The organism is Pseudomonas sp. Z5-35 (assembly GCF_051131945.1).
Classification (GTDB): Bacteria; Pseudomonadota; Gammaproteobacteria; order Pseudomonadales; family Pseudomonadaceae; genus Aquipseudomonas; species Aquipseudomonas marvdashtae.
The window spans coordinates 3,455,082-3,478,841 of record NZ_CP071640.1 but is presented as its reverse complement, the minus strand read 5'-3'; the positions used below and the strand labels follow the sequence as shown (position 1 = coordinate 3,478,841).

The following is a 23,760-nucleotide window of genomic DNA, read 5'->3' as shown; positions in this document are numbered from 1 at the left end:
TCATTGTTTGCCTACCAGAACCCGGTCCAGGCCGTAGACCCGGTCGAGCAGAATCATGGTCAGCGCGGTGAGCCCGATGACCAGCGCCGACACCGCCGCCATCATCGGGTCGATGGATTCGGTGGCGTAGACGTACATGCGCACCGGCAGGGTTTGCGTGGCCGGCGAGGTGACGAAGATTGACAGCGTGACTTCATCGAAACTGTTGATGAACGCCAGCAGCCAGCCGCCAGCCACGCCCGGCAGGATCATCGGCAACGTGATTTCCCTGAACAGCGTGAAGCGTCCGGCCCCCAGCGATTGCGCCGCCTGTTCGGCGCTACGATCCAAGCCGATGGCGGAGGCCAGCACCAGGCGCAACACATACGGCGTGATCACCAACACATGGGCGAAGATCAACCAGGCGAAACTGCCGTTCACGCCCATCAGTGCGAACAACCGCAGCAGCGCCACTCCCAGCACCAGGTGCGGAATGATGATCGGCGAGAGAAACAACCCGTTGAAAAAATCCCGGCCAGGAAATTCCAGCCGAGTGATTGCCAGCGCTGCCGGCACCGCGATCAAGGTTGCCAGGGAGGCTGCGCAGAACGCCAGGATCAGGCTGTTGTAGAAGGCGTCGACGAAATCCGCGCGCTCGAACACGGCCCGGAACCAGCGCAGGGAAAAGTCCGTGGTGGGCAGGCTCAGGGTGTTTTCCGGGGTGAAGGCGACCAGGCAGACCACCACCAGCGGCGCCAGCATGAATACCACCACCAGGGTGTGAAACAACAGGGCGAAAGGACCGTTCCTGAACATGGTGAATTACCCCAATGATTTCTTGTAGCGGCCTTCGATCATGCGGTTCCACGACAACATGATCAGCAGGTTGAGCAGCAACAGCGCGACGGCAATGGCTGCGCCCATGGGCCAGTTGAGTTCCGACAGGTACTGGTCGTAGATCAGCGTGGCGACCATCTTCAAGCGCCGCCCGCCGAGCAGGCCCGGGATGGCGAAGGAACTGGCGGCGAGGCCGAACACGATCAGCGTGCCGGACAACACGCCGGGCATGATCTGCGGGAGCACCACTTTGCGGATCACCGTGAACTGGCTCGCACCGAGGGAGAGAGCGGCTTGTTCGGCAGCCGGGTCGAGCTTTTGCAGCGAGGTCCAGACCGGAATGATCATGAACGGCAGCATCACGTGCACCAGGGCGATGACCACGGCGAACGGTGTATAAAGAAGTTTCATCGGCGAGCCGCCGAGGGCCTGCAGTGTCTGGTTGACCAGGCCGTCGGCACCGAGCAGCAGGCTCCAGCCGAAGGCCCGCACCACCACCGATATCAGCAGCGGCGTAAGGATCAGGATCAGGAAAATCGAACGCCAAGGCGCGCCCATGCGGCTGAGAATGTAGGCCTCGGGTACGCCGATCACCACGCACAAGACGGTGGTCAGCGCGCTGATCCAGAACGTGCGCAGAAAAATTTCATAGAAATACGGGTCGCCCAGCAGGCTGGTGTAATGCTCGAAGGTGTAGGCCTCGCTGTTGATGCCCGAGCCGTAGTCGAAGACATTGAACGACAACACCAGCGTCAAACCGAGGGGAATCACCAGCAGGCCCAGGTACAAGGCCAGGGCTGGGGCCGACATCAAATAGCCTTGGCGGCCCCGGCGCATCGCGTCGATCAGTCTCATGCCGGCACCTCGTCCACGCTCAGCACCCGCAGCAGCGCAGGATCCCAGTCCAGGCCAACCACGGTGCCTTCGCTCAGTGGGGCCGAGCCGTCGTTGCGGCGCACCACGCTGAGCTCGCCCAGTGGCGTGGAAACGCTGTACAGCCATTGGCTGCCGAGGAAAAAGCGGCTGCTGAGGGTGCCTTGCAGTCGGCCCGAACCGGGGGCGCACAGATCGATTTTTTCCGGACGCAGGCTCAGGGTCAGCTCGCCTTGGCCGATGCTGCTGACCTGCGCGATCCCGGCATTGTCACGCGTACCGGGCAGGAGGTTGGCTTTGCCGACGAACCCGGAAATGAACTCGGTGCGAGGGTGTTCATAAAGGGTGTAGGGCGCGTCGATCTGGGTGATGCGCCCAGCCTGCATCACCACGACCCGGTCGCTGATCGACAGCGCCTCGGACTGGTCGTGCGTCACCATCAAGGTGGTGATGCCGACTTCACGCTGGATGCGGCGGATCTCGAACTGCATTTCTTCGCGCAGGTTGGCGTCAAGGTTGGACAGCGGTTCATCGAGCAGCAGTACCGGCGGTTCGATCACCAACGCCCGGGCCAGTGCCACGCGCTGGCGCTGGCCGCCGGAGAGTTCCCGTGGGTAGCGCTCGGCGTGCAGGTCCAGGCGCACCAGCTTGAGCACCCGATCGACTCGCGACTGCAATTGGTCACCGGGCACTTTGCGCATGCGCAAGCCGAAGGCGACGTTGTCCTTGACGGTCATGTGGGGAAACAGCGCGTAGCTCTGGAACACCACACCCAGGCCCCGGCTGGCGGGTTTGGCGTGGGTGATATCGCGTCCGTCCAGCAGGATACGACCGCTGCTGGCTTCAACGAAGCCGGCGATCATTTGCAAGGTCGTAGTCTTGCCGCAACCGGACGGCCCCAGCAGGGAGACGAACTCGCCTTTTTCCACCGAGAGGTTGGTGGCGACCACGGCGTCGAGGTCGCCATAACGTTTGCTCAAGTTTTCAAGTTGCACGAAAGCCATGACTGCGCTCCACCTGAGATTGTTATGCGTCGCCGCAAGGCGCGCTTTTTTATGGGCAGATACGAAAGGGTGCTGCGGGGTGCGTTGGCGCTCGACCTCAAGTCGGCTGCCGCTGTTGTTCGAATCGCCCCTGTATGGACGCAGAGTAGGACGAAGACTAGGATGGGCTCAATGGACTATTTCACTGAGGCGATGACTATTTTCGTTTTCATTCGGTGAGTAAATTATCTAACGAGAAAATGTATGTCTGATTCCACTGAGCGGAATAATGAAAAAGGTGAAGTCGGAGTCGGCTCGGTCTCCCGGCTGTTTGCCGTGCTGCGCAGCCTCGGGGACACCGTTGAAGGCGGGGAGCGGGTGACGCAGCTGGCCCAGCGCATCGGCCTGTCACAACCGACCACGCACCGCTTGCTGCGCAGCCTGATGGACGAAGGCATGGTCGAGCAGGATACGCGCAGCAAACGTTATCGCCTGAGCCTGGACTTCTTTGCCCTGGCGGCCCGTGCGGGCAACACCGGCAACCTGCGCGAACTGGCCAGGCCTGCCATGTTGCGGCTGTCGGCGTCATTGGGGGATTCGCTGTTTCTGCTGGCGCGCTGCGGCTTCGATGCGATTTGCCTGGATCGCAGTGAAGGGCCGTTTCCGATCCGCACCTTCACCGGCGACATCGGCGGTCGAGTGGCCTTGGGCGTGGGGCAAGGCAGCCTGGCGATCCTGGCGTTCCTGCCGGAGGAGGAACGCGAAACGGTGATCCATTACAACTTGCCACGACTCAAGGATTTTCATTTGTACGACGAAGTCTTCCTGCGCACGGAAGTCGAGAACGTCCGCACGCTGGGTTACGCCGGGCGCAACACCGGAGTGCTGCAGGGGATGGCCGGGGTGGCGGTGCCCATCCTCGATCGTGAAGGCCGGGCCGTTGCAGCGTTGAGCGTGGCGACGATCAGCGACCGGCTCGGGCCGGATCGACTGCCGACGGTGGTGGAGATGCTCAAGCGCGAAGCCGCCGTGATCGGGCCGCGAATCAATCCCTTCGACCCACTGCTGCGCAGGCCTTCGCAGGTGTTCAGGCAGGGATAAGTCGCGGTTTTGAACTCAGAAGTCCAGCGTCTGCTTGAGCTTCTGCGCGGCGGGCGTATCGCTGGGGATGACTATCGCGTAGTTGTACCCCGGCCCGGACCAGTATTGCGCCTGCAATTCGCCGTCGCGCCGGCTGCCACGGGGCAGCAGGAAGTTTTTCGGGCCCGGTGGACGCACGTAGAAGCTGATCTTCTGGCCGCTCGGGTCCTGATAAATCACCATCGCCGCCGCGCCTTGTTCGGTGCTGAGCAATCGTCCGCTGACCGGCTTGAAGCCCGCTGCCGAGAGGTCCGGCAGGCGATTGGCCTGGGTGAAGTAACGGTCGAGCCAGCCCTGCATGCTCTGCTCGTCGCCCGTCTGGTAGTCGGCTGGGAGGATGCCCTGCTGGGCAATCAACCGGTATGCCTGCAAGGCGTCAGCCATAGGCGCGGCGGCGCTCAGCAGGGTCATTTGCCGTGCCTGCCAGCCACCGAATCCGCCCACGCCGACGGCCAGCACCAGCACGGCTGCGCTGGCGAGGTGGCGACGGGCGCGATGTTTCAGGCGTCGACGGATGATCGCCGGGTCCAAGTCGGGATTCGGTGGATATTGCAAGGCTGCGCTCAGGGTCGCGCGCAAGTGTTGCGCGTCCTGTTGCCAGGCCTGCACGCGCTTGGTGGCCGCGGGGTTTGTGGCCAGGTAGGTTTCCACCCGCCGCCGGTCGTCTTCGCTCAATTGATGATCGACGTAGGCGTGCAGGTCGTTGTCGCTGGGGGGCATGCTGATCATTTGAGTATCCGCAGGGCAGGGCGGGCAATTTCGCCTTCGCTGAGTTGACGCAAGTTCTGGCGGGCGCGGGACAGGCGCGACATTACGGTGCCGGTCGGCACGCCGAGAATGTCGGCGACTTGCTGGTAGCTCAAGCCTTCCACCGACACCCACAACAGCAGCGCACGCTGTTCGGTGGGCAGTTGATCGAAAGCCTGGAGTGACGATTGGGCGATGACGCTGCGTTCGGCCGAAGGGTGCGCATCGTCGCGGCCGGTGAAGAATTCCAGCATGCGCGCGTAACGTCGGGAGCGGCGGTGGGCATCGAGGAATTGCCGATAAAGAATCGAAAACAGCCAGGCTCGCAGGTCGCCGTCCGGGCGCTTGTCGTTCCACTTTGACAAGGCCCGTTCCAGGCACGCCTGCACCAGGTCGTCGGCATTGCTGGGATTGCGCGTCAGCGACACGGCAAAGCGTCTCAGCCGTGGGATGAGCAGGCGCAACTGGTCGTCGAGTTCGTTCATGGGCGTGCGGCTTCGTTGGGCAGTCACTGTGTGGGGACTGGAAAGACGATCCAGCCGCGAGATTATTCCAGCGCAGGAAAAATAAATACCGAGCGTGGGAATAAAGCCGTCGGGCTTTCGTCTGACGGGTCCTGTCCATAAACGGCCTTGTGCCATGGAGTCTGCAAATGGTTGACCCTTCCTCCGAACCGAGTCGGCCGCCATTGAGCGGCGCCAGCCTGACACTGCGTCTGACGGGCATTGCGCTGGTCGTTGCCGCGCTGGCCGGGGCGTTTGCCTACGTCAATGGCACCCTCGACCCACAACGCCTGACGCCCAAGGCGTTGGTCAACGTCTTGGAAACGAACAATGGGGTTCATCCGGGCTTTCGGCGCAATCACTCCAAAGGCGTCTGTGTTGCCGGTTATTTTGAAAGCAGCGGCGAGGCGCGCACTTACTCCAGCGCACGGGTGTTCAACGATGCGCGCACGCCGGTGGTCGGCCGTTTTGCATTGCCCAGCGGTAATCCTTACGCACCGGACGGCGGCGTACCGATCCGCAGCCTGGCGCTACGTTTTACCCAGGCCGACGGTCAGCAATGGCGCACGGGTATGAACAGCATGCCGGTGTTTCCGGTGGGAACGCCGCAGGCTTTCTACCAGTTGCAACAGGCTCAATCGCCGGACCCGGCCACCGGGAAACCGGACCCGGCAGCCGTGCCCGCCTTCTTTGCCGCGCACCCTGAGGCAATGCCGTTCCTGCAATGGATCAAGACCGCGAAACCCTCGGCCAGCTATGCCACCGAAACCTATAACGGCATCAACGCGTTCTATCTGGTCAGCCCGAAAGGTGAGCGTCAGGCCGTGCGCTGGGGTGTGGTGCCGATGAGCCAGGACGCTGCGGATGCGACGCCTCCCCAAGGCGCCGATTTCCTGGCCCAGGACCTGACGAAACGCTTGGCGGCCGGACCACTGCGCTGGCAGTTGAACGTTACCTTGGCCAACCCGGGAGATCCGGTCAACGACGCCAGCAAGGTCTGGCCCGATGACCGCAAGGTGATCAATGCCGGCACCTTGGTGCTGGAGCGTGCCCAGGCGCAGGACAACGGCGAATGCCGCGACATCAACTACGACCCGTTGATCTTGCCCAAGGGTATCGAAGGCTCTGACGACCCGCTGCTGGCCGCGCGCTCGGCTGCCTATGCCAGTTCTTATCTGCGACGTACCAGCGAAGTCGGCCAACTGCCCGCCGCCCAGGAGTCCCGCCAATGAACGCCCCCCGACATTTCACAGTGCTGGCCCGGCTGCTGCATTGGCTGATGGCCTTGATGATTATTGCGATGTTGTTCATCGGCGCAGGCATGGTTGCCTCGGTGTCCGAGCGCCATGAATGGCTGGTCCAATTGCACAAACCCCTGGGCATCGCGATTCTGCTGTTGGTGATGGTGCGTCTGGTGGTGCGCTTCACCACACGCACGCCGCCGCTTCCGGCCGATCTGCCGGGTTGGCAGGCGTTGGCGGCCAAGGCTTCGCATGTCTTGCTGTACGCGTTGATGCTGATTCTGCCGCTGTTGGGCTGGAGCATGATTTCGGCAGCGGGAGATCCGGTGATGCTCAGCGAATCGCTTCGCTTGCCTTCCATCCTGCCCGCCGATGCCCAAACCTTTGCGTTGTTGCGCAAGGCCCATGGTTACCTGGCGTATCTACTGTTCCTGACGGTGCTGGTGCATCTGGCGGCGGCGCTTTTTCACGGCTGGGTGCGCCGGGATGAGGTGTTGGACAGCATGTTGCGCGGCAAGAGCTGACGCATGATCCGTGGCGAGGGGGCCCGCTCCCGCGTCACGGGGATTGAATCAGCGCAATTCGTCGACCATGTCCGCAACCGTGCTCAAGACGTCCTTGCCCAGTTGCATCGAGCGCTTGCCGGACCAGCCCGTGTGTGGGTTCGGGTGATCGTCGTGGTCCTTGAACGGCATTTCCAAGGTCAGGGACAAGCAATCGTATTTCTGACCGACAGCGTTGCAGGCCAGGGTCATGTTGGCCTGGCCCGGTTCGTCGCGTGTGTAGCCGTGGGTGGTCTGGAAGTCTTTGGTCTGGCGCTTGAGATGGCTGCGAAAGCGTTCTTCGAGTCCGGCGATGCGTGGCGTATAGCCCGGGTTGCCTTCACAACCGGCGGTGAAAACGTGGGGGATTTCTTCATCGCCATGGACGTCGAGGAACAGATCGACGCCGTATTTTTCCATGTGCTGCTGTACGAAAAATACCTCGGGGCTGGTTTCCGGATTGGCATTCTGCCACGCCCGGTTTAGGTCCTGGCCCTTGGCATTGGTGCGCAGATGACCGTGAAAAGCGCCATCCGGGTTCATGTTCGGCACCAGGTACAAATCGGCCTTGGCCAGCAACCGGTTCAGTTGCGCATCGTCCTGATGCTGGAGGCGTTCGATGACGCCCTCCATGAACCACTCGGCCATGTGCTCGCCGGGATGCTGTTGGGCAATGATCCAGACCTTCAGCCGGCCTTCGGTACCGCTGCCTTTGCGCAGTAATTGAATATCCCGACCTTCGACGCTTTTATCCGTCGCCAACAGCTCGGTGCCGGCCTTGTGCAGGGCCTGTTCGATCAGCCAGTCGTGACGTCCGCGGCTGTAGGGTTCAAAGTAGGCAAACCAGGCGTGCGGCTGTTCGGCTTCCAGGTGGAAGCGCAGGGCGTCGCCCTCGAATTGGGTAGGAATCCGGAACCAGTTGACGTGATCGTAGGACGCGACCGCCTGATAGCCGGTCCATGCCTGGTTGTAGGCCGATTGACTGGCATTGAGCAGGCGAAAGGAATATTCCTGGCCGACATGCAAGCCGCTGGCCTTGAAGTGGAACCACTGGAAATGCGCGCTGCGGGTGTCGGGCCTGATCTTCAGCAGCGATTGCAACGGGTTGCTGATGTCCACGACCTCAATGTTGCCGCTGTCGAAATTGGCGCTGATGTCAAAGGAGGATTTTGCCACGGTCACGATTCCTGCAGAGGATGTTCATGGCCGTTACTTTACACGCTAGGAAAGGAAAACCGGGACGATTTGCACGTTGGGATGAAGGGGGCGCCCTCCCTGGACGCCAAGCCAGATTAGAGCGTCCTTGATTGATTCTCAAGTGCTGCCTGTCGATCGTTACGCTCATTGCCGTGCAGGGACTTTGTTACTGAATGTTCCTTTGCTACCATCGCCGCCATTGAATTTAGCGACATCTGAAGACTTCATTAGCCTGAAGACCTAAGCCGAAAAATCGGCAAAAAAAAGACCCGGCAAAAAGCCGGGTCAAAAACCGTGATTAGCCTGATGAGGAGATATTCCAGAAGTCCGACCTAAGGTCCTCTGGCCTATCGACTGATCTCGCGACCAGTTGACGCAATAATAATCATTATCATTTGCAAGTCAAATGATTTTATCGCTCCGATTGAAAAATAATTTCTGTGGGCCACGTTCGTGGTGCCATTCCTGACGAGTGCCTATCGGGTAGGGTAACCGTCCAGCGACCGGTCAAGCATGGCCTTGACCAGATCGATCATATGCACCACTGAAAATGCCAGGTCACGGTTCGAACCGGTGAGCTGGCGGGCGGATTCGTTGGCAGTGGCCGCCGCGCAGCGCAGCAGGTCGCAAGCGTGGACCAAGGCTTCTTCGCCGCTGATGTTACGGTTGACGTCGAAGAAACGATGTTCGGCCTGGGCGTCGGTAACACCCGGTTTCAAGTAGTAATCCAAGGCGCGTTGAGCCGCGGGGCAATCCTGGAAAGATGGAAATGTGCTGTCGGTAGGTATTGTGGGCTCGTTTTTGTCGGGCGTTTCCATGGTGTCGAGTTTCTCCGTGCAGGTTTGAAATCCTGAGCCCAGCTTAGTACGCCACGTAATTGTGACGATAATTTAAATACTACAATCTGTGTTTTGATGGACGTGGCCATCCACGTATCGTGCCGCTCATGGATAAATGGATAGAGTTGGTCAAGGCCAAGATGAAGGAGCTGCACATCACGCAGGTGGTGCTTGCAGAACGTTTGGGAATGTCCCAGGGCGGTGTCGGCCATTGGCTGACCAAGCGCCGGCAACCCAGTCTCGAGGACATGAACAGGGTGCTGCAGGAATTGGGGCTGGAGTTCCTTGAGGTGGCAATGGTCATCCGCGAGCCGGATACCTCCACCGATGAGGGCATGGCCCTGGCGCAGAAGTACAACCCGTACTTCCGCTACCCAGTCAGCGACTGGCGCGACATCACTGTCGTTCGCGAAGGTGATGTGGCTGACTACGGACAGTCCCGCTACGAACTGACCGACTACCATGCCCAAGGCGATGCATTCTGGCTGGTGGTGGTGGGAGACGCGATGACCGCGCCGAGCGGGCTGAGTATTCCCGAGGGCATGTCGATCCTGGTCGACCCGGCCATTGAAGCGGCGCCCGGTAAATTGGTCGTCGCTCAATTGCCCGGCAGCAGCGATGCGACCTTTCGCAAATTAATCGAAGAGAGCGGGCAGCGTTACCTGGTTCCGCTCAATCCTACTTACCCGAAAACCCTCTACACCGAGCAATGCCGCATCATCGGCGTGGTCGTGCAAGCCACCATCAGGTTCTGACTGGATCGGCCCGGGAACGGGCCGATGCTTATTCCTCGAGCGCCACCAACGTGCTGCCTTCGCTGACCATTTCACCTTCCTGGCAGTACAGCGCTTTGACGATGCCGGCCTTGGGCGCACGGATGCTGTGCTCCATCTTCATCGCTTCCAGCACCACCAGTTGCGCGCCGGCTTCCACCGCCTGGCCGGCACTCACCAATACCCGAACGATGCTGCCGTTCATCGGCGCGACCAGGCCGCCCTGACTGTGGCTTGCTTCGGCCGCGGCCAATGGGTCATAGGCATCGACTCGATGCAAGTCACCGTTCCACCGCAGGTACAGGCTGTCGCCCTGGCGAATGGCGCGATGGCTGCGACGCAGGCCGTTGTACTCGATGACCAGGTGCTCATCTTTGAGTTCGACGCAACGGGCGGTAACGTCCAATGTCACGGCGCGATCCTGGCCGTCGCAGCTCAAATGCAGAGTGATTTCCCCAGGCAGCCCCAGACGCAGCCCGGCGGTATCGGCCCAGGGGGAATTGACATCATCGGCTCGGACACGTGGCGTCAGGCTCAAGGCGAAGCCCTGGGCCGCTGCGTGCCAGAAGTCGTCGTCCAGTTCGCCAGGTTCTGGCAGTAATTGCGCCTGGTAGCGTGGGATAAATCCGGTGTCCAGTTCCGCCGCCGCGAAAGCGGGGTGACCGATGATGCGACGAAGAAAGCCGATATTGGTTTTCAGCCCGCCAATAGCGAACTCGTCGAGCATCGCCAGCAGCCGCAAGCGCGCCTGTTCGCGGTTCTCGCCCCAGGCGATCAGCTTGCCGAGCATGGGGTCGTAGAACGGCGAAATCTCGTCGCCTTCTTCAACCCCGCTGTCGACCCGCCGGCCTTCTCCTTCGGCGGACTCACGATACAGCGACAAGCGCCCGGTGGCCGGCAAGAAGTCGTTGGTCGGGTCCTCGGCGTACAGCCGTACCTCGATGGCATGGCCGCGCAGCGGCACTTGTTCTTGAGTAATGGGCAGTGGCTCACCCAGGGCGACGCGGATTTGCCAGGCCACCAGGTCCAGCCCGGTGATGGCTTCGGTGACGGGGTGCTCGACCTGCAGCCGGGTGTTCATCTCCATGAAGAAAAACTCGCCCCGCGAATCCAGCAGGAACTCCACCGTGCCCGCCCCGACATAGCCGATTGCCTGGGCGGCCCGCACGGCGGCTTCGCCCATCGCCCTGCGCGTCTGCGCACTCAGCCCGGGGGCCGGCGCCTCCTCCACGACTTTTTGATGCCGACGCTGGATCGAGCAATCGCGTTCGTTCAGGTATAGGCAGTTGCCGTGTTGGTCGGCGAACACCTGGATCTCCACGTGACGCGGCTTGAGCAGGTATTTTTCCACCAGCATCCGCGAATCGCCGAAGGAAGACTGCGCTTCACGCTGGGCCGAGGCCAATGCTTCGGCCAGCTGGCTGACGTCCTCGACGACCTTCATGCCTTTACCGCCGCCGCCTGCGGTAGCCTTGAGCAGTACCGGGTAGCCGATGCGCTCGGCGGCATCACGGAACGTGTCCAGGTCCTGGGCTTCACCGTGATAGCCGGGCACCAGCGGCACGCCAGCGGTTTCCATCAAGGCCTTGGCCGCGGATTTGCTGCCCATGGCGTCGATGGCCGAGGCGGGGGGGCCAAGGAAGATCAGCCCGGCTGTTTCGATAGCCCTGGCAAACCCGGCGTTTTCCGAAAGAAAACCATAGCCTGGATGAATCGCCTGGGCGCCACTGGCCTGGGCCGCGGCGATCAGCTTGTCGATTTGCAGGTAGCTGTCGGCGGCCTTGCTGCCACCCAGGTCGACGCGCAGGTCTGCTTCGCGGCTATGCCGTGCGTCACGGTCGGTGGCGCTGTGCACAGCGACGGTGGTCAGGCCCATGGCCTTGGCGGTGCGCATGACGCGGCAAGCGATCTCACCGCGGTTGGCGACCAGTAGCGTGGTGAGGACAGGGGCGCTCATCAACGCGGCTCCTTGTTGCTTGACTCGGGTTGCCAGTTCGGCGCGCGCTTTTGCAGGAAGGCCCGCAGACCCTCCTGGCCTTCGGCGCTGACGCGTATCCGGGCGATGGCGTTTTCGGTGTAGCGTCGCAATGCCGGAGTGAGCGCGCCGTTGCCGACTTCGCGCAACAGTTCCTTGCTGGCGCGCATCGCCGCCGGGCTGTTTAGAAGCAGGTTGTCGACCCATTGCCCGAGCTGACCGTCCAGTGCTTCGGCCGGGTAACTTTCCGACAATAAACCGATCTCCCTCGCACGTTGTCCGCCGAAGCGTTCCGCCGTCAGGGCATAACGCCGTGCCGCCCGTTCGCCGATGGCTTGCACCACGAACGGGCTGATTACCGCAGGTGCCAAGCCAATGCGCACTTCGGACAGGCAGAACTGCGCTTCGTCGGCGCCGATGGCCATGTCGCAGGCGCTGATCAGACCCAACGCGCCACCAAACGCTGCGCCCTGGACCACGGCGAGCGTCGGGATCTTCAACTTGGCGAGGTTGTACATCAACTCCGCCAGCTCTCGGGCGTCGTCGAGATTGGTGTGGTAGTCAAGTTCGGCGGACTGTTGCATCCAGGCCAGGTCAGCGCCGGCGCTGAAGTGTTTGCCTCGGCCACGGATCAACAGGAAGCGTAGGTTCGAATCGCCGCCGACCTGGTCCAGGGCGAGGATCAACTCACGGATCATTTCGGCGTTGAACGCGTTGTTCTTCGACTCACGGCTGAGCCACAAGGTGGCGAATCCGCGCGGGTCGGTGTGCAGTTCGAGTGTGTTGTACTGGTTCATGGGTGTTTCCCCGGTTACATCCTGAACACGCCGAAGCGGCTCGGTTCGATGGGCGCGTTCAGCGACGCGGACAAGGCCAGGCCCAGCACATCGCGGGTTTGCGCCGGGTCGATGACGCCGTCGTCCCACAGCCGCGCGCTGGAATAGTAGGGATGCCCTTGTTCTTCGTACTGGTCGAGAATCGGTTGCTTGATCTCGGTTTCCTGGGAGGCGCTGAACGACTGGCCGCTGCGTTCGGCCTGCTCACGCTTGACCTGTACCAGCACGCCGGCCGCCTGTTCGGCGCCCATTACGCCGATTCGTGCGTTCGGCCACATCCACAAGAAGCGCGGATCATAGGCGCGCCCGCACATGCCGTAGTTACCGGCACCGAAACTGCCACCGACGATCACGGTGAATTTCGGTACCCGGGCACAGGCCACGGCGGTGACCAGTTTGGCACCGTGCTTGGCGATGCCGCCGGCTTCGTATTTCCGGCCGACCATGAAACCGGTGATGTTTTGCAGGAACAGCAACGGTATCCCGCGCTGACAGGCCAGTTCGATGAAGTGCGCGCCTTTCTGCGCAGCCTCGGCGAACAGGATGCCGTTATTGGCCAGGATCGCGACGGGGTAACCGTGCAAGTGGGCGAAGCCGCACACCAGGGTCGTTCCGAACAGTGCCTTGAATTCATCGAACACCGAACCGTCCACCAGGCGCGCGATGACCTCGCGGACATCGAACGGCTGCTTGGCGTCGGCCGGTACCACGCCGTACAGCTCGTCGCTCGAATACAGCGGGGCGATGGGCGTGCGTTGCTGCACATCGCCAAGCTTGCGCCAATTGAGGTTGGCCACGCTGCGGCGGGCCAGCGCCAGGGCGTGTTCGTCGCTGTCGGCGTAATGGTCGGCGACGCCGGAAATCTTGCAATGCACATCGGCACCGCCCAGGTCCTCGGCGCTGACCACTTCGCCAGTCGCCGCTTTTACCAACGGTGGGCCGGCAAGAAAGATCGTCGCCTGCTGGCGGACCATGATCGCCTCGTCGGCCATCGCCGGCACGTAGGCGCCACCGGCGGTGCAGGAACCCATGACCACGGCAATCTGCGGGATGCCTTGGGCACTCATGTTGGCTTGGTTGAAGAAGATCCGGCCAAAATGCTCGCGGTCCGGGAACACTTCGTCCTGGCGTGGCAGGTTGGCGCCGCCGGAGTCGACCAGGTAAATGCACGGCAGGCGATTTTGCTGGGCGATGGCCTGGGCGCGCAGGTGTTTTTTCACCGTCAACGGATAGTAGGAGCCACCTTTGACCGTCGCATCGTTGGCGACAATCATGCATTCGATGCCTTCCACGCGGCCGATGCCGGCGATCACGCCAGCAGCCGGGACGTCCTCGCCATACACCTCGTAGGCCGCCAACGGACTGATTTCGAGGAAGGATGAACCCGGGTCCAGCAGGCGGTTGATGCGTTCGCGCGGCAGTAGCTTGCCCCGTGAGGTATGCCGTTGCTGCGCCTTCGGGCCGCCGCCTTGCTGGACGTGCGCGAGCAAGGTGCGCAGCGCCTCGACCTGTCCGAGCATGGCATCGCGGTTGGCGATGAATTCCGGCGAGCGTGGATTGAGCTGAGTGTGCAGAATCATGGGCTACTCCGTAGCAGCTTTGAGCTTCAAGTCACAAGCTGCAAGCAAGAGCGCATTCTTCTTGCCGCTTGTAGCTTGCCGCTTGCAACTGACGAAATTCATTTCGTCTCGTTAAACAGTTCGCGACCGATCAGCATCCGACGAATCTCACTGGTGCCGGCACCGATTTCGTACAGCTTGGCGTCCCGCAGCAAACGCCCGGCCGGGAATTCGTTGATATAGCCGTTACCGCCCAGGATCTGGATCGCGTCGAGGGCCATTTGCGTGGCGCGTTCGGCGCTGTAGAGGATCACCCCGGCGGCGTCCTTGCGGGTCGTTTCACCGCGTTCGCAGGCCTGGGCCACCGCATAGAGATACGCGCGACTGGCGTTGAGCTGGGTGTACATGTCGGCGACTTTGCCTTGGATCAGTTGGAATTCGCCAATGCTCTGGCCGAACTGCTTGCGGTCGTGAATGTAGGGCACGATCAGGTCCATACAGGCCTGCATGATGCCAGTAGGGCCGCCGGACAGAACCACGCGTTCGTAGTCGAGACCACTCATGAGGACTTTCACACCGCCGTTGAGCACGCCGAGAATGTTTTCCTCCGGCACCTCGACGTCATCAAAAAACAGCTCGCAGGTGTTGGAGCCGCGCATGCCGAGCTTGTCGAACTTGTTGCTTCGGCTGAAGCCTTTCCAATCGCGCTCGACGATGAAGGCTGTAATGCCATGGGCGCCTTTCTCCAGGTCGGTCTTGGCGTAGATCACGTAGGTGTTGGCGTCGGGGCCGTTGGTGATCCAGGTCTTGCTGCCGTTGAGCACGTAGCGATCGCCGCGTTTGTCGGCCCGCAGTTTCATCGAGACGACGTCGGAGCCGGCGTTCGGTTCGCTCATCGCCAATGCGCCGACGTGTTCGCCGCTGATGAGCTTGGGCAGGTATTTGCTCTTCTGCTCATGGTTGCCGTTACGGTTGATCTGGTTGACGCAAAGATTGGAGTGAGCGCCATAGGAGAGGGCGACCGAGGCCGAGCCGCGGCTGATTTCTTCCATGGCGACCACATGAGCCAGGTAGCCCAGGCCGGCGCCACCGTATTCTTCAGCTACGGTGATGCCCAGCAGGCCCATGTCACCGAATTTTCGCCACATATCGGCGGGAAACAGGTTGTCGATATCGATCTGCGCCGCCCGAGGCGCCAGCTCTGCCTTGACGAAGGATTGCACTTGATCGCGCAACATATCGATGGTTTCGCCGAGGGCAAAATTCAGGGATGGGTAGCTCATGGGGCACCTTTTAGCTTTTTTATCGGTTGTGGAAGGCCGTAGGACCACTCTCACCTTTACGTTAACGTAAGCGTGGGATGAAGAGCTGTCAATGCTCTTTACGTTAACGTCAACTTGGGCCAGAGTAAGTGCGCTTGAATCGCACCGCACACCTATCAAAAACGATAAGAGGGGGCGTCATGGATCAATCCGGTTCGCAATCGCAGCTCAGCTATACCCGAGGCTCTCAAGACAAAGCGCTGTTGGCGCAGACCATCGGCCAGGCGTTCGACCAGGCGGTGGCTCGGTATCAGGATAGCGAGGCGTTGGTGGTTCGCCACCAATCGCTGCGCTACACCTGGCGGCAACTGGGCGAGACCGTCGACGTGCATGCGCGGGCATTGATGGCGTTGGGCCTGAAAGCCGGCGACCGCCTCGGCGTGTGGTCGCCCAACTGCGCGCAGTGGTGTATCAGCCAGTTCGCCAGCGCCAAGCTCGGCGTCATTCTTGTCAACATCAACCCGGCCTATCGCACCTCCGAGCTGGAATACGTGCTGAAACAATCCGGGTGTCAATGGCTGGTGTGTGCCGGCGCGTTCAAGACGTCGGATTATCACGGGATGGTGCAGACGCTGGCGCCGGAGTTGAGTGAACAACCGATCGGTCAACTACGCAGCGAGCAGTTGCCGGATTTGCGCGGCGTGATCAGCCTGGATCCTCAGCCTCCTTCGGGTTTCCTGCCGTGGTCGCAACTCCAAGCGTTGGCCGCTTCGGTATCGGCGCAGCAGCTGGCCGAGTGCGAGGCCAGCTTGCACTACGATCAAGCGGTCAACATCCAGTACACCTCGGGCACCACCGGTTTCCCGAAGGGAGCGACCCTCAGCCATCGCAACATTTTGAACAACGGATATATGGTCGGCGAAAGCCTCGGCCTGAGCGAGAACGATCGCCTGGTTATCCCGGTGCCGCTCTACCACTGTTTTGGCATGGTCATGGGCAACCTGGGCTGCATGACCCATGGCAGCACGATGGTCTACCCCAACGATGCCTTCGATCCGTTGCTGACGCTCACTAGCGTGTGCGAAGAAAAAGCCACCGCGTTGTACGGCGTGCCGACCATGTTCATCGCCATGCTGGATCACCCGCGGCGGGCCGAATTCGACCTGTCCAGCCTGCGCACCGGGATCATGGCCGGGGCCACGTGCCCGATCGAAGTCATGCGGCGGGTCATCAATGAAATGCACATGGCCGAGGTGCAGATTGCCTACGGCATGACGGAAACCAGCCCCGTATCATTGCAGACCAGTCCTACCGACGAGCTGGAACTGCGCGTCACCACCGTAGGCCGTACCCAGCCGCAACTGGAAAGTAAAATCATCGATCAAGAAGGAAACATCGTTCCCCGTGACACCATCGGCGAACTGTGTACCCGCGGCTACAGCGTGATGCTCGGTTACTGGAACAACCCAAAGGGCACTGCCGAGGCGATTGATCAGGATGGCTGGATGCACACCGGCGACCTGGCGACCCTGGATGAGCAGGGGTATGTCTGCATCGTCGGGCGCAACAAGGACATGATCATCCGTGGCGGAGAGAATGTTTACCCCCGTGAGCTGGAAGAGTTCTTCTTCACCCACCCAGCGGTGGCGGACGTGCAAGTGATCGGCATTCCATGCTCACGCTACGGCGAGGAGATTGTTGCCTGGATCAAGTTTCATCCTGGCCACAGCGCCACCGAGCAGGAGCTGCAAGCGTGGTGCAAGGATCGCATTGCTCACTTCAAGACGCCGCGTCACTTCAAGTTTGTGGACGAGTTTCCAATGACGGTGACCGGCAAGATCCAGAAATTCCGCATGCGCGAAATCAGCATCGAAGAACTGCGCAATGTGGAAGGCTGAGCAAAATTCCTTGGGAGCAAGCAAGCTCGCTCCATAAGGAAGACCCAAACGCCAGACAGCACAAAGGGGAGCCGAAGCTCCCCTTTAATTTTGTCGTCGCGTGCTCTTTTTTTATTATTGAGGGGCGGCCTGTTGTTGTTTTTGGTAGCCGTGACCCTTTACCGCTGTTTCTGGCGATCCCCATCCGGGATCAAGAGCAAACGTATTTTTTTGAGCGCTGACCTGCTTTTTCGCCTGGCGATCCAACCGATTCGGGAGCTACCTGAAGGTAGTTTTATTGTTCTCTGCCCGGTTGCGGGTTGCTCCTGGAAGCACCCTGAAAAGCACATCTTCTCCAAAAAAATCTGTTAGCTGCGTCTCTGCCGTGTTGTTCTTGTTATGTCAGAGTCGTTTCGTCTTGTTTTTATTGGGTGTGTCGCTTTGTTTTTATTTTTGTTGTGCAAGATATATAGCAGGTGCCGTGCCAACTTTTAAAAATCCATACAAATCAAGGTTGTACGGTTTTTCGCTGTAAAGCCTGGCGCGCCAAACCTGACAAATTGTTTCCGTGTTACTCGTTTCATCCCCGTTACAAGCGGGGCGGTAACACCTCACTGTGCCAGTCGAGCCTTGGCGACGCGCGAACCGGTCGGGCGACCTAGCACCTCACAAATCTGTCGGCCCGCGGCAATCAAGGCGTCCAGGTTGATACCGGTCTCGATGCCCAAGCCATTGAGCAGGTACAGCACGTCTTCCGTCGCAACGTTACCGCTGGCTCCCTTGGCATAGGGGCAGCCCCCCAAGCCGGCAATGGAGCTGTCGAACACCGCAATGCCCTCCAAAAGGCTGGCGTAGACGTTGGCCATCGCCTGGCCATAGGTGTCGTGGAAATGTCCCGCCAGTTTTTCCCTCGGCACGTGCGCTGAAACCTCTTCGAACATCCTGCGCGTTGCGCCAGCGGTACCGGTGCCGATGGTGTCACCCAAGGACACTTCGTAGCAGCCCATGGCGTATAGCTCCCTGGCAACCCAGGCCACTTGCCCTGGCTGGACCTCGCCCTCGTAAGGGCAGCCCAGCACGCACGACACGTAGCCGCGCACGCTGACGTCGCTGCGTTTCGCCGCTTCCATGATCGGGGTGAAGCGCTCCAGGCTTTCCTTGATGGAGCAATTGATGTTGCGCTGGGAGAACGCTTCGGACGCTGCGGCGAATACCGCCACTTCCTTTACCCCGGCCGCCAGCGCGTCTTCGAAACCGCGCAGGTTCGGTGCCAGGGCGCCGTAGGTGACACCGGGCTTGCGTTGGATTTGCGCAAACACCTCGGCGGAGCCGGCCATCTGCGGCACCCATTTGGGCGAAACGAAACTGCCGGCCTCGATGTAACCAAGGCCGGCAGCGCTCAGTGCATCCACCAGGCGCACCTTGTCGGCGACGCTGATGGGCTGTGCTTCATTCTGCAGCCCGTCGCGGGGGCCGACCTCGATCAGGCGTACAAAGGAGGGAAGGGACATGGCGATTGACCTGTAGTGAAGGGCGATATTTCGCTGCGGCAGCGGGCTTGGCGATGTTATTGGACGGTTTCCTCGCCCTTGATCGTCTGCTCCAGCGCCTGGATGCAGCGTTCTTCGGCGGTGTCGAGTTCCAGCTTCATCTGTTCGATGTCCAGCAGTTGTTGTTCGAGTTGTTCCCGGCGCTCGACGATCTTCGCCAGCATGCTGTGCAACTGCTTCTGATTGCCGCTGCTGGGGTCGTAGAGTTCGATCAACTCACGGCACTCGGCCAAGGAAAACCCGATGCGCTTGCCCCGCAGAATCAGCTTCAGGCTGACTTTATCCCGCGGCGAATAGATGCGCTCCTGGCCACGCCGTTCCGGACTCAACAGGCCTTGTTCTTCATAGAAGCGGATGGCGCGGGTGGTGATGTCCAATTCGCGGGCGAGGTCGGAGATGCTGTAGGTCTGGCTGCTCATGGAAGCGCTCGAAACGATAGGGGTTGGCGCTAAGCTAATGGCAGCTTGACGTTCACGTCAAGCTGCGGGGGCTTGCTCGCAAACGTTTACCCTGGCTATCGCTTCACACCAAGTTGTCGAGCTTCTTCTCATGGGCCGTGACTTGCTGGCACAGCTCGATCATCTGCTCGCGCATCCAACGGTTCGCCGGGTCCTGGTCAGTACTTTCGTGCCAGTAGAGGTGGGTTTCCACCGGCGGTACGTCGTTGACCGGAAGCAGGAAGGCATGCAAATCGTGACGGCGAGAAAAGCGTTCGGGAACCGTCATGACCATGTCGGTCTGCTGAAGCACCTGGGATGCCATCAGATAATGCTGCGAGCGTAGGGCGATCTTGCGCTGGATGCCCATTTTGCCCAAGGCCAGGTCGACATAGCCCAAACCGTTGCGGCGGCTGGAAATGTGCACATGGGTTTGGGACAGGTAATCGTCGAGGCTGATTTTATCTTTGCCCGCCAACGGGTGCCCCTTGCGCATGGCGCAGACGTAGCGATCTTCCATCAGCTTGACGTGCCGCACCTGCGGATCGGTATTGAGCGGCGCGTCGACCGCGAAGTCCAGGCGGCCGGCGGCCAGCTCCTTGGTGGTTTCACGGCGCTTGGAGAGGAAACTTTCGATGGCCACGGTCGGCGCCAGGCGGCGCAGGCGCTGGAACAACGGGGGCAGGATCACGCCTTCGGTGAGGTCGGTCATGCTGATGCGGTAAGTCTTGACGGCCTGCAAAGGGTTGAATATCCGGCTTTCCTGCACCGACACCCGCAGCAGCGACAGGGCGTTGCGCACCGGCCCGATAATGTTCTGCGCCATCGGGGTAGGCACCATGCCTTGGGCGGTGCGCACGAACAGCGGGTCGTTGAAGGTCTCGCGCAAACGCGCCAGGGCATTGGACACGGCCGGCTGAGTGATGCCAACGATCTGCCCGGCGCGGGTCAGGTTGGCTTCGGTGTAGATCGCATCGAAAACAATGAAAAGGTTAAGGTCGACCTTGCTCAGATTCATGGCGCTGCACTCTTATTCTTGGGCTTGTTATGAGGTGCCGGGTGGCAATGCGAATCAGTGAAACATATATCGGTGATGAATGTTAATACACGCCGAGAATAGGTTAGGTAAATTTTCGTAGCTGAACTAGCATCGATTTCATGACCTAAAAACAACCTCTGCCAAGAAGGTGCTGCCCATGGATTTTGCCTATTCCCCCAAGGTTCAGGAACTGCGTGAACGCGTCAAGGCGTTCATGGACGCCTATGTCTACCCGGCTGAAGCCGTGTTCGAACGGCAAGTGGCTGAAGGCGACCGTTGGCAGCCCACCGCGATCATGGAGGAACTCAAGGCGAAGGCTCGGGCCGAGGGACTGTGGAATCTTTTCCTTCCGGAGTCAGAGCTGGGAGCCGGGCTGACCAACCTGGAATACGCGCCGCTGGCAGAAATCATGGGGCGTTCGTTGCTGGGGCCGGAGCCGTTCAACTGTTCGGCGCCGGACACCGGCAACATGGAAGTGCTGGTGCGTTATGCCAACGAAGAACAAAAGCAGCGCTGGCTCGAGCCGCTGCTACGGGGCGAGATTCGGTCGGCCTTCGCCATGACCGAACCGGACGTCGCCTCTTCTGACGCCACCAACATGGCCGCCCGTGCCGAGCGCGACGGCGATCAGTGGGTGATCAATGGCAAGAAGTGGTGGACGTCAGGTGCTTGCGATCCGCGCTGTAAAATCCTGATCTTCATGGGCTTGAGTAATCCCGACGCGCCGCGTCACGCCCAGCACTCGATGATTTTGGTGCCCGTTGATACCCCTGGGGTGAAAATCGTCCGGCCGCTGCCGGTGTTCGGCTATGACGATGCGCCCCACGGTCACGCCGAAGTGCTGTTTGATAACGTGCGGGTTCCGTACGAAAACGTCCTGTTGGGCGAGGGGCGCGGCTTTGAAATCGCCCAAGGTCGCCTGGGCCCGGGTCGGATTCATCACTGCATGCGGTCGATCGGCATGGCCGAACGGGCATTGGAGTTGATGTGCCAGCGGGCCATCAGCCGCACCGCGTTTGGCAAGCCGTTGGCGCGCCTGGGGGGCAACATCGACAAGATTGCCGATTCGCGGATGGAGATCGACATGGCTCGCCTGTTGACCTTGAAGGCGGCTTATATGATGGACACTGCAGGTAACAAAGTGGCCAAGAGCGAAATCGCCCAGATCAAGGTCGTTGCGCCGAACGTCGCCCTGAAGGTAATCGACCGTGCGATCCAGATCCACGGCGGCGCTGGGGTTTCCAACGATTTCCCGTTGGCCTATATGTACGCCATGCAGCGCACCCTGCGCCTGGCCGACGGTCCGGATGAAGTCCACCGCGCCGCCATCGGCAAGTTCGAGCTCGGCAAGTACGTGCCCAAGGAAATGCTCCGCAGCGGGCAGTGAGGATTACTTCAATCTGCCTACGCCATCACGAGCCTGCTCGCGATGGCGTACTTGCATTTACCTACCGGTCACTGATCAACCCTACTCTTTGACGCTCATGTATTCCTCGGCCCAGCGGATGTATTCCTCGGGCTGGGTGTAGGTGTGGGTCAGTTCGGTGGCGCTGAGGTCCGACGCCTGCGTGAAGATCTGCCGCTGTTCCCGCAGGCTGTCATAGGTGGCCTTGATCGCGGCGAAATAGGCGCCGTGGCCATCGATGGTGATGCGTACGCCCAGCTCGGCCAGGCGTTTGTCGTCGCGCAGCAGCGGGTTTCCGTAAGTGACCAGCATCAATGGCACGCTCAGGTTCTCGCTGATCTTTTCCAGGTGTTCGAAGTCCTGCACGCCCACCATGCAAATCCCGTCGGCGCCGGCGCGTTCGTATTGCTGGGTGCGGCTGATGATTTCCTGGACTGGCAGGATCCCGGCATTGGTGCGGGCGATGATCGCCATTTCCGAATCGACTCTCGCTTCCAGTGCCGCGCGGATCTTGCCGACGCCTTCGGCCACGCTGATCAGGTCAGTGGATTTGCGGCCAAACTGCGCCGGGAGCAGGGTGTCTTCAATCGTCAACGCAGCTACGCCCGCACGTTCCAGCTCGATGATGGTGCGCATCACGTTCAGCGCGTTGCCATAGCCGTGGTCGGCGTCGGCAATCACCGGCAGTTGAGCCACGCGACCAATGCGGGTGGCCTGTTCGGCGAACTCGCTGAGGGTGATCAAGGCAAAGTCCGGCGCGCCCAGTACCTGCAATGACGCGACGGAGCCGCCCAGGATACCCACTTCAAAACCTAGGTCGGCGGCAATGCGCGCCGACATCGGATCAAACACCGAGGCGGTGTGGTAGCAGGTTTGGGAAGCCAGCAGTTGGCGAAAGTTGCGACGCAAATGTTGATGGGAAAGCCTGGACATGTGAGTTCCACCAATGGGAATGGAAGGGCTTGAGCAAAGATGTCAACGCCGAATGTCCAAAGGCTATCACGTGGCAGGCGAAAAGATGATGACGAATGCGCATGGGCCATGTTCCCGGCGCATCCAACTGTGCCAAGGCTAGGCCGCCACGGCATGTCGCCCATGCTTGAGTAATGTCACGGCGCGAACCGTGTCGCCCGGTTGCACTTGCAAGCGTTTGGCGGTGGCGCGATCGACGAGCAGGCTTTCACCGTGCTGGTGCGCCCGGGCGCTGGTGACGCGGCAGTTTTCCAGGCGACGGTTATGAATCAGCCAGATCGGCGCCTGTTCGTCGGGCGTGCCGATCATCAAGGACAGCGAACGGCTATCACGCACGCTACGGATCGTCGATACCGGCGCCTCGATCACCGGGCCGGCATCGAAAATATCAACGTATCCCTTGTGGACGAAACCTTCGGCGTTGAGGATCTTGAGGGCGGGTTCGGTGTCCGGATGCGCCTTGCCAATGACAGCCTGGGCCTGTTTGGTGAGCAGGCAGGTGTACAACGGTTGACGTGGCATCAACTCGGCGATGAACGACTTGTTGCCCATCCCGGACAACTGATCGGCGCAGCTGAAGTCTTTCTTGAAAAAGTGCCGCCCCAGGCTGTCCCAAAATGGCGAGCAGCCTTGTTCATCCGCTTGGCCTCGTAATTCGGCGATCAGCTTTTCTCCAAACAACCGGGAAAATTCGGCGACGAACAGCAGGCGTGCAAGGGACAACAAGCGCCCGTTGTGGCCGCGACGCAGCTCCGGGTGGAGGAATAACGAGCAGATCTCCGATTGCCCGGTCATTTCATTGTTGAGGAACAACGTGGGGATTTGCCGTTGGATGCCCAGCTCAGGCGCCGAGTTGACCGTTACACCGACGCGATAGTTGTACCAGGGCTCGCGTAGCCCGACCGCGCCGGTCAGTGCGCTGATGCCCACTACTCGACGGTCATCGTCCTCGAGCACGAACAGGTAGTCAGCGTCGGCCCGCTCGACCTGCCCGGCAAAGGTGCGTTGGGCCCAGCGCACGCGGTGCGCCAGGCGCTCCTCATTGCCCGGCAGGCTGGTAAACCCCGGGCCGGCGCAACGGGCCAGTTCCAGCAGGGCGGGGAGGTCGGTCAGGGCGACCGGGCGAACTATCATGACGTGGCTCCTTCATCATGCCGGGCACGGTCTCGGCACAAGGTACGAAATCGAACGCGT

At 60.8% G+C, this 23,760-nt stretch carries 22 protein-coding genes; 6 read left to right on the top strand and 16 right to left on the bottom strand.

Annotation, left to right across the window (positions count from 1 at the left end; genetic code table 11):
- From J3P95_RS15900 to J3P95_RS15890, 3 genes are read right to left on the bottom strand one after another with little or no spacing between them, the layout of a single operon-like run.
- A complete protein-coding gene (locus tag J3P95_RS15900; RefSeq protein ID WP_434557751.1) occupies window positions 1–795 on the bottom strand; it encodes an ABC transporter permease in 795 nt (264 codons plus the stop codon).
- Window positions 796–801: 6 nt separating this feature from the next.
- Window positions 802–1,671 carry an ABC transporter permease gene (locus tag J3P95_RS15895; RefSeq protein ID WP_434580582.1) on the bottom strand — a complete coding sequence of 290 codons (870 nt, stop codon included), beginning with the start codon at window positions 1,669–1,671 and terminating at the stop codon, window positions 802–804.
- Complete coding sequence (locus J3P95_RS15890) at window positions 1,668–2,693, bottom strand: ABC transporter ATP-binding protein (RefSeq protein ID WP_434557749.1); 1,026 nt, start codon at window positions 2,691–2,693, stop codon at window positions 1,668–1,670. Before J3P95_RS15890 ends, J3P95_RS15895 begins: the two co-directional genes overlap by 4 nt.
- A gap of 243 nt (window positions 2,694–2,936) precedes the next feature.
- Between J3P95_RS15890 and J3P95_RS15885 the strand changes: the two genes are divergently transcribed.
- A complete protein-coding gene (locus tag J3P95_RS15885) occupies window positions 2,937–3,773 on the top strand; it encodes an IclR family transcriptional regulator (protein ID WP_434580585.1) in 837 nt (278 codons plus the stop codon).
- 15 nt (window positions 3,774–3,788) lie between these two features.
- Here the strand turns inward: J3P95_RS15885 and J3P95_RS15880 are convergent, their stop codons facing one another.
- Window positions 3,789–4,541, bottom strand: coding sequence for an anti-sigma factor family protein (locus J3P95_RS15880; RefSeq protein WP_434580586.1), 753 nt, complete (start codon window positions 4,539–4,541; stop codon window positions 3,789–3,791).
- Window positions 4,538–5,044 (bottom strand): sigma-70 family RNA polymerase sigma factor, encoded by a 507-nt coding sequence (locus J3P95_RS15875; protein ID WP_434557746.1) that lies wholly within the window; start codon window positions 5,042–5,044, stop codon window positions 4,538–4,540. Before J3P95_RS15875 ends, J3P95_RS15880 begins: the two co-directional genes overlap by 4 nt.
- A 167-nt stretch (window positions 5,045–5,211) precedes the next feature.
- Here J3P95_RS15875 and J3P95_RS15870 point away from each other — a divergent pair, with 167 nt between their 5' ends.
- On the top strand, window positions 5,212–6,294 hold the full coding sequence (locus tag J3P95_RS15870) for a catalase family peroxidase (RefSeq protein WP_434580588.1): 1,083 nt from the start codon (window positions 5,212–5,214) through the stop codon (window positions 6,292–6,294).
- Window positions 6,291–6,827, top strand: coding sequence for a cytochrome b (locus J3P95_RS15865; protein WP_434557744.1), 537 nt, complete (start codon window positions 6,291–6,293; stop codon window positions 6,825–6,827). Before J3P95_RS15870 ends, J3P95_RS15865 begins: the two co-directional genes overlap by 4 nt.
- A 48-nt stretch (window positions 6,828–6,875) precedes the next feature.
- Here J3P95_RS15865 and J3P95_RS15860 read toward each other — a convergent pair whose 3' ends face one another.
- Window positions 6,876–8,027: a M14 family metallopeptidase gene (locus J3P95_RS15860; RefSeq protein ID WP_434557743.1), complete on the bottom strand. Its 1,152-nt coding sequence runs from the start codon at window positions 8,025–8,027 to the stop codon at window positions 6,876–6,878.
- A 491-nt stretch (window positions 8,028–8,518) separates the two neighbouring features.
- On the bottom strand, window positions 8,519–8,860 hold the full coding sequence (locus tag J3P95_RS15855; RefSeq protein WP_434557742.1) for a DUF6124 family protein: 342 nt from the start codon (window positions 8,858–8,860) through the stop codon (window positions 8,519–8,521).
- 128 nt (window positions 8,861–8,988) lie between these two features.
- Here J3P95_RS15855 and J3P95_RS15850 point away from each other — a divergent pair, with 128 nt between their 5' ends.
- Window positions 8,989–9,636 (top strand): LexA family protein, encoded by a 648-nt coding sequence (locus J3P95_RS15850; protein WP_434557741.1) that lies wholly within the window; start codon window positions 8,989–8,991, stop codon window positions 9,634–9,636.
- Between the two features lie 28 nt (window positions 9,637–9,664).
- Here J3P95_RS15850 and J3P95_RS15845 read toward each other — a convergent pair whose 3' ends face one another.
- From J3P95_RS15845 to J3P95_RS15830, 4 genes are all read right to left on the bottom strand, one after another.
- Window positions 9,665–11,611 carry an acetyl/propionyl/methylcrotonyl-CoA carboxylase subunit alpha gene (locus tag J3P95_RS15845; RefSeq protein ID WP_434580591.1) on the bottom strand — a complete coding sequence of 649 codons (1,947 nt, stop codon included), beginning with the start codon at window positions 11,609–11,611 and terminating at the stop codon, window positions 9,665–9,667.
- On the bottom strand, window positions 11,611–12,426 hold the full coding sequence (locus J3P95_RS15840; RefSeq protein WP_434580593.1) for a gamma-carboxygeranoyl-CoA hydratase: 816 nt from the start codon (window positions 12,424–12,426) through the stop codon (window positions 11,611–11,613). Before J3P95_RS15840 ends, J3P95_RS15845 begins: the two co-directional genes overlap by 1 nt.
- Window positions 12,427–12,440: 14 nt before the next feature.
- Complete coding sequence (locus tag J3P95_RS15835) at window positions 12,441–14,045, bottom strand: carboxyl transferase domain-containing protein (protein ID WP_434580595.1); 1,605 nt, start codon at window positions 14,043–14,045, stop codon at window positions 12,441–12,443.
- A gap of 98 nt (window positions 14,046–14,143) precedes the next feature.
- Window positions 14,144–15,307, bottom strand: coding sequence for an isovaleryl-CoA dehydrogenase (locus tag J3P95_RS15830; RefSeq protein ID WP_434580597.1), 1,164 nt, complete (start codon window positions 15,305–15,307; stop codon window positions 14,144–14,146).
- 179 nt (window positions 15,308–15,486) lie between these two features.
- Here J3P95_RS15830 and J3P95_RS15825 point away from each other — a divergent pair, with 179 nt between their 5' ends.
- Window positions 15,487–17,184, top strand: coding sequence for an AMP-binding protein (locus tag J3P95_RS15825; RefSeq protein ID WP_434580599.1), 1,698 nt, complete (start codon window positions 15,487–15,489; stop codon window positions 17,182–17,184).
- Between the two features lie 590 nt (window positions 17,185–17,774).
- Here the strand turns inward: J3P95_RS15825 and J3P95_RS15820 are convergent.
- The 3 genes from J3P95_RS15820 to J3P95_RS15810 form a co-directional block, all read right to left on the bottom strand.
- Entirely contained in the window at window positions 17,775–18,674 is a 900-nt protein-coding gene (locus J3P95_RS15820) for a hydroxymethylglutaryl-CoA lyase (RefSeq protein WP_434557735.1), read from the bottom strand.
- Window positions 18,675–18,730: 56 nt separating this feature from the next.
- A complete protein-coding gene (locus J3P95_RS15815; RefSeq protein WP_434557734.1) occupies window positions 18,731–19,132 on the bottom strand; it encodes a MerR family transcriptional regulator in 402 nt (133 codons plus the stop codon).
- 103 nt (window positions 19,133–19,235) lie between these two features.
- The gene (locus J3P95_RS15810) at window positions 19,236–20,168 is read right to left on the bottom strand and encodes a LysR family transcriptional regulator (protein ID WP_434580601.1); all 933 of its coding nucleotides are present in this window, start codon (window positions 20,166–20,168) and stop codon (window positions 19,236–19,238) included.
- Window positions 20,169–20,346: 178 nt separating this feature from the next.
- On the opposite strand from J3P95_RS15810, the gene J3P95_RS15805 reads away from it, so the two are divergent.
- A complete protein-coding gene (locus tag J3P95_RS15805) occupies window positions 20,347–21,576 on the top strand; it encodes an acyl-CoA dehydrogenase (protein WP_434580603.1) in 1,230 nt (409 codons plus the stop codon).
- A gap of 81 nt (window positions 21,577–21,657) precedes the next feature.
- On the opposite strand, the gene J3P95_RS15800 is transcribed toward J3P95_RS15805, so the two are convergent.
- Both J3P95_RS15800 and astA read right to left on the bottom strand, forming a co-directional pair.
- Window positions 21,658–22,527: an isocitrate lyase/PEP mutase family protein gene (locus tag J3P95_RS15800; protein WP_434557731.1), complete on the bottom strand. Its 870-nt coding sequence runs from the start codon at window positions 22,525–22,527 to the stop codon at window positions 21,658–21,660.
- Between the two features lie 138 nt (window positions 22,528–22,665).
- Window positions 22,666–23,700: an arginine N-succinyltransferase gene (astA, locus tag J3P95_RS15795; RefSeq protein WP_434557730.1), complete on the bottom strand. Its 1,035-nt coding sequence runs from the start codon at window positions 23,698–23,700 to the stop codon at window positions 22,666–22,668.
- Window positions 23,701–23,760: the final 60 nt, after the last annotated feature.

Excerpts from the sequence above, each read along its gene's own strand:
- J3P95_RS15815 (WP_434557734.1), bottom strand. The coding sequence starts at position 19,132 with ATGAGCAGCCAGACCTACAGCATCTCCGACCTCGCCCGCGAATTGGAC.
- J3P95_RS15835 (WP_434580595.1), bottom strand. The coding sequence starts at position 14,045 with ATGATTCTGCACACTCAGCTCAATCCACGCTCGCCGGAATTCATCGCC.
- J3P95_RS15805 (WP_434580603.1), top strand. The coding sequence starts at position 20,347 with ATGGATTTTGCCTATTCCCCCAAGGTTCAGGAACTGCGTGAACGCGTC.
- J3P95_RS15900 (WP_434557751.1), bottom strand. The coding sequence starts at position 795 with ATGTTCAGGAACGGTCCTTTCGCCCTGTTGTTTCACACCCTGGTGGTG.
- J3P95_RS15830 (WP_434580597.1), bottom strand. The coding sequence starts at position 15,307 with ATGAGCTACCCATCCCTGAATTTTGCCCTCGGCGAAACCATCGATATG.
- J3P95_RS15850 (WP_434557741.1), top strand. The coding sequence starts at position 8,989 with ATGGATAAATGGATAGAGTTGGTCAAGGCCAAGATGAAGGAGCTGCAC.
- J3P95_RS15800 (WP_434557731.1), bottom strand. The coding sequence starts at position 22,527 with ATGTCCAGGCTTTCCCATCAACATTTGCGTCGCAACTTTCGCCAACTG.
- astA (WP_434557730.1), bottom strand. The coding sequence starts at position 23,700 with ATGATAGTTCGCCCGGTCGCCCTGACCGACCTCCCCGCCCTGCTGGAA.
- J3P95_RS15875 (WP_434557746.1), bottom strand. The coding sequence starts at position 5,044 with ATGAACGAACTCGACGACCAGTTGCGCCTGCTCATCCCACGGCTGAGA.
- J3P95_RS15890 (WP_434557749.1), bottom strand. The coding sequence starts at position 2,693 with ATGGCTTTCGTGCAACTTGAAAACTTGAGCAAACGTTATGGCGACCTC.
- J3P95_RS15825 (WP_434580599.1), top strand. The coding sequence starts at position 15,487 with ATGGATCAATCCGGTTCGCAATCGCAGCTCAGCTATACCCGAGGCTCT.
- J3P95_RS15810 (WP_434580601.1), bottom strand. The coding sequence starts at position 20,168 with ATGAATCTGAGCAAGGTCGACCTTAACCTTTTCATTGTTTTCGATGCG.
- J3P95_RS15885 (WP_434580585.1), top strand. The coding sequence starts at position 2,937 with ATGTCTGATTCCACTGAGCGGAATAATGAAAAAGGTGAAGTCGGAGTC.
- J3P95_RS15870 (WP_434580588.1), top strand. The coding sequence starts at position 5,212 with ATGGTTGACCCTTCCTCCGAACCGAGTCGGCCGCCATTGAGCGGCGCC.
- J3P95_RS15820 (WP_434557735.1), bottom strand. The coding sequence starts at position 18,674 with ATGTCCCTTCCCTCCTTTGTACGCCTGATCGAGGTCGGCCCCCGCGAC.
- J3P95_RS15840 (WP_434580593.1), bottom strand. The coding sequence starts at position 12,426 with ATGAACCAGTACAACACACTCGAACTGCACACCGACCCGCGCGGATTC.
- J3P95_RS15865 (WP_434557744.1), top strand. The coding sequence starts at position 6,291 with ATGAACGCCCCCCGACATTTCACAGTGCTGGCCCGGCTGCTGCATTGG.
- J3P95_RS15880 (WP_434580586.1), bottom strand. The coding sequence starts at position 4,541 with ATGATCAGCATGCCCCCCAGCGACAACGACCTGCACGCCTACGTCGAT.
- J3P95_RS15895 (WP_434580582.1), bottom strand. The coding sequence starts at position 1,671 with ATGAGACTGATCGACGCGATGCGCCGGGGCCGCCAAGGCTATTTGATG.
- J3P95_RS15845 (WP_434580591.1), bottom strand. The coding sequence starts at position 11,611 with ATGAGCGCCCCTGTCCTCACCACGCTACTGGTCGCCAACCGCGGTGAG.
- J3P95_RS15855 (WP_434557742.1), bottom strand. The coding sequence starts at position 8,860 with ATGGAAACGCCCGACAAAAACGAGCCCACAATACCTACCGACAGCACA.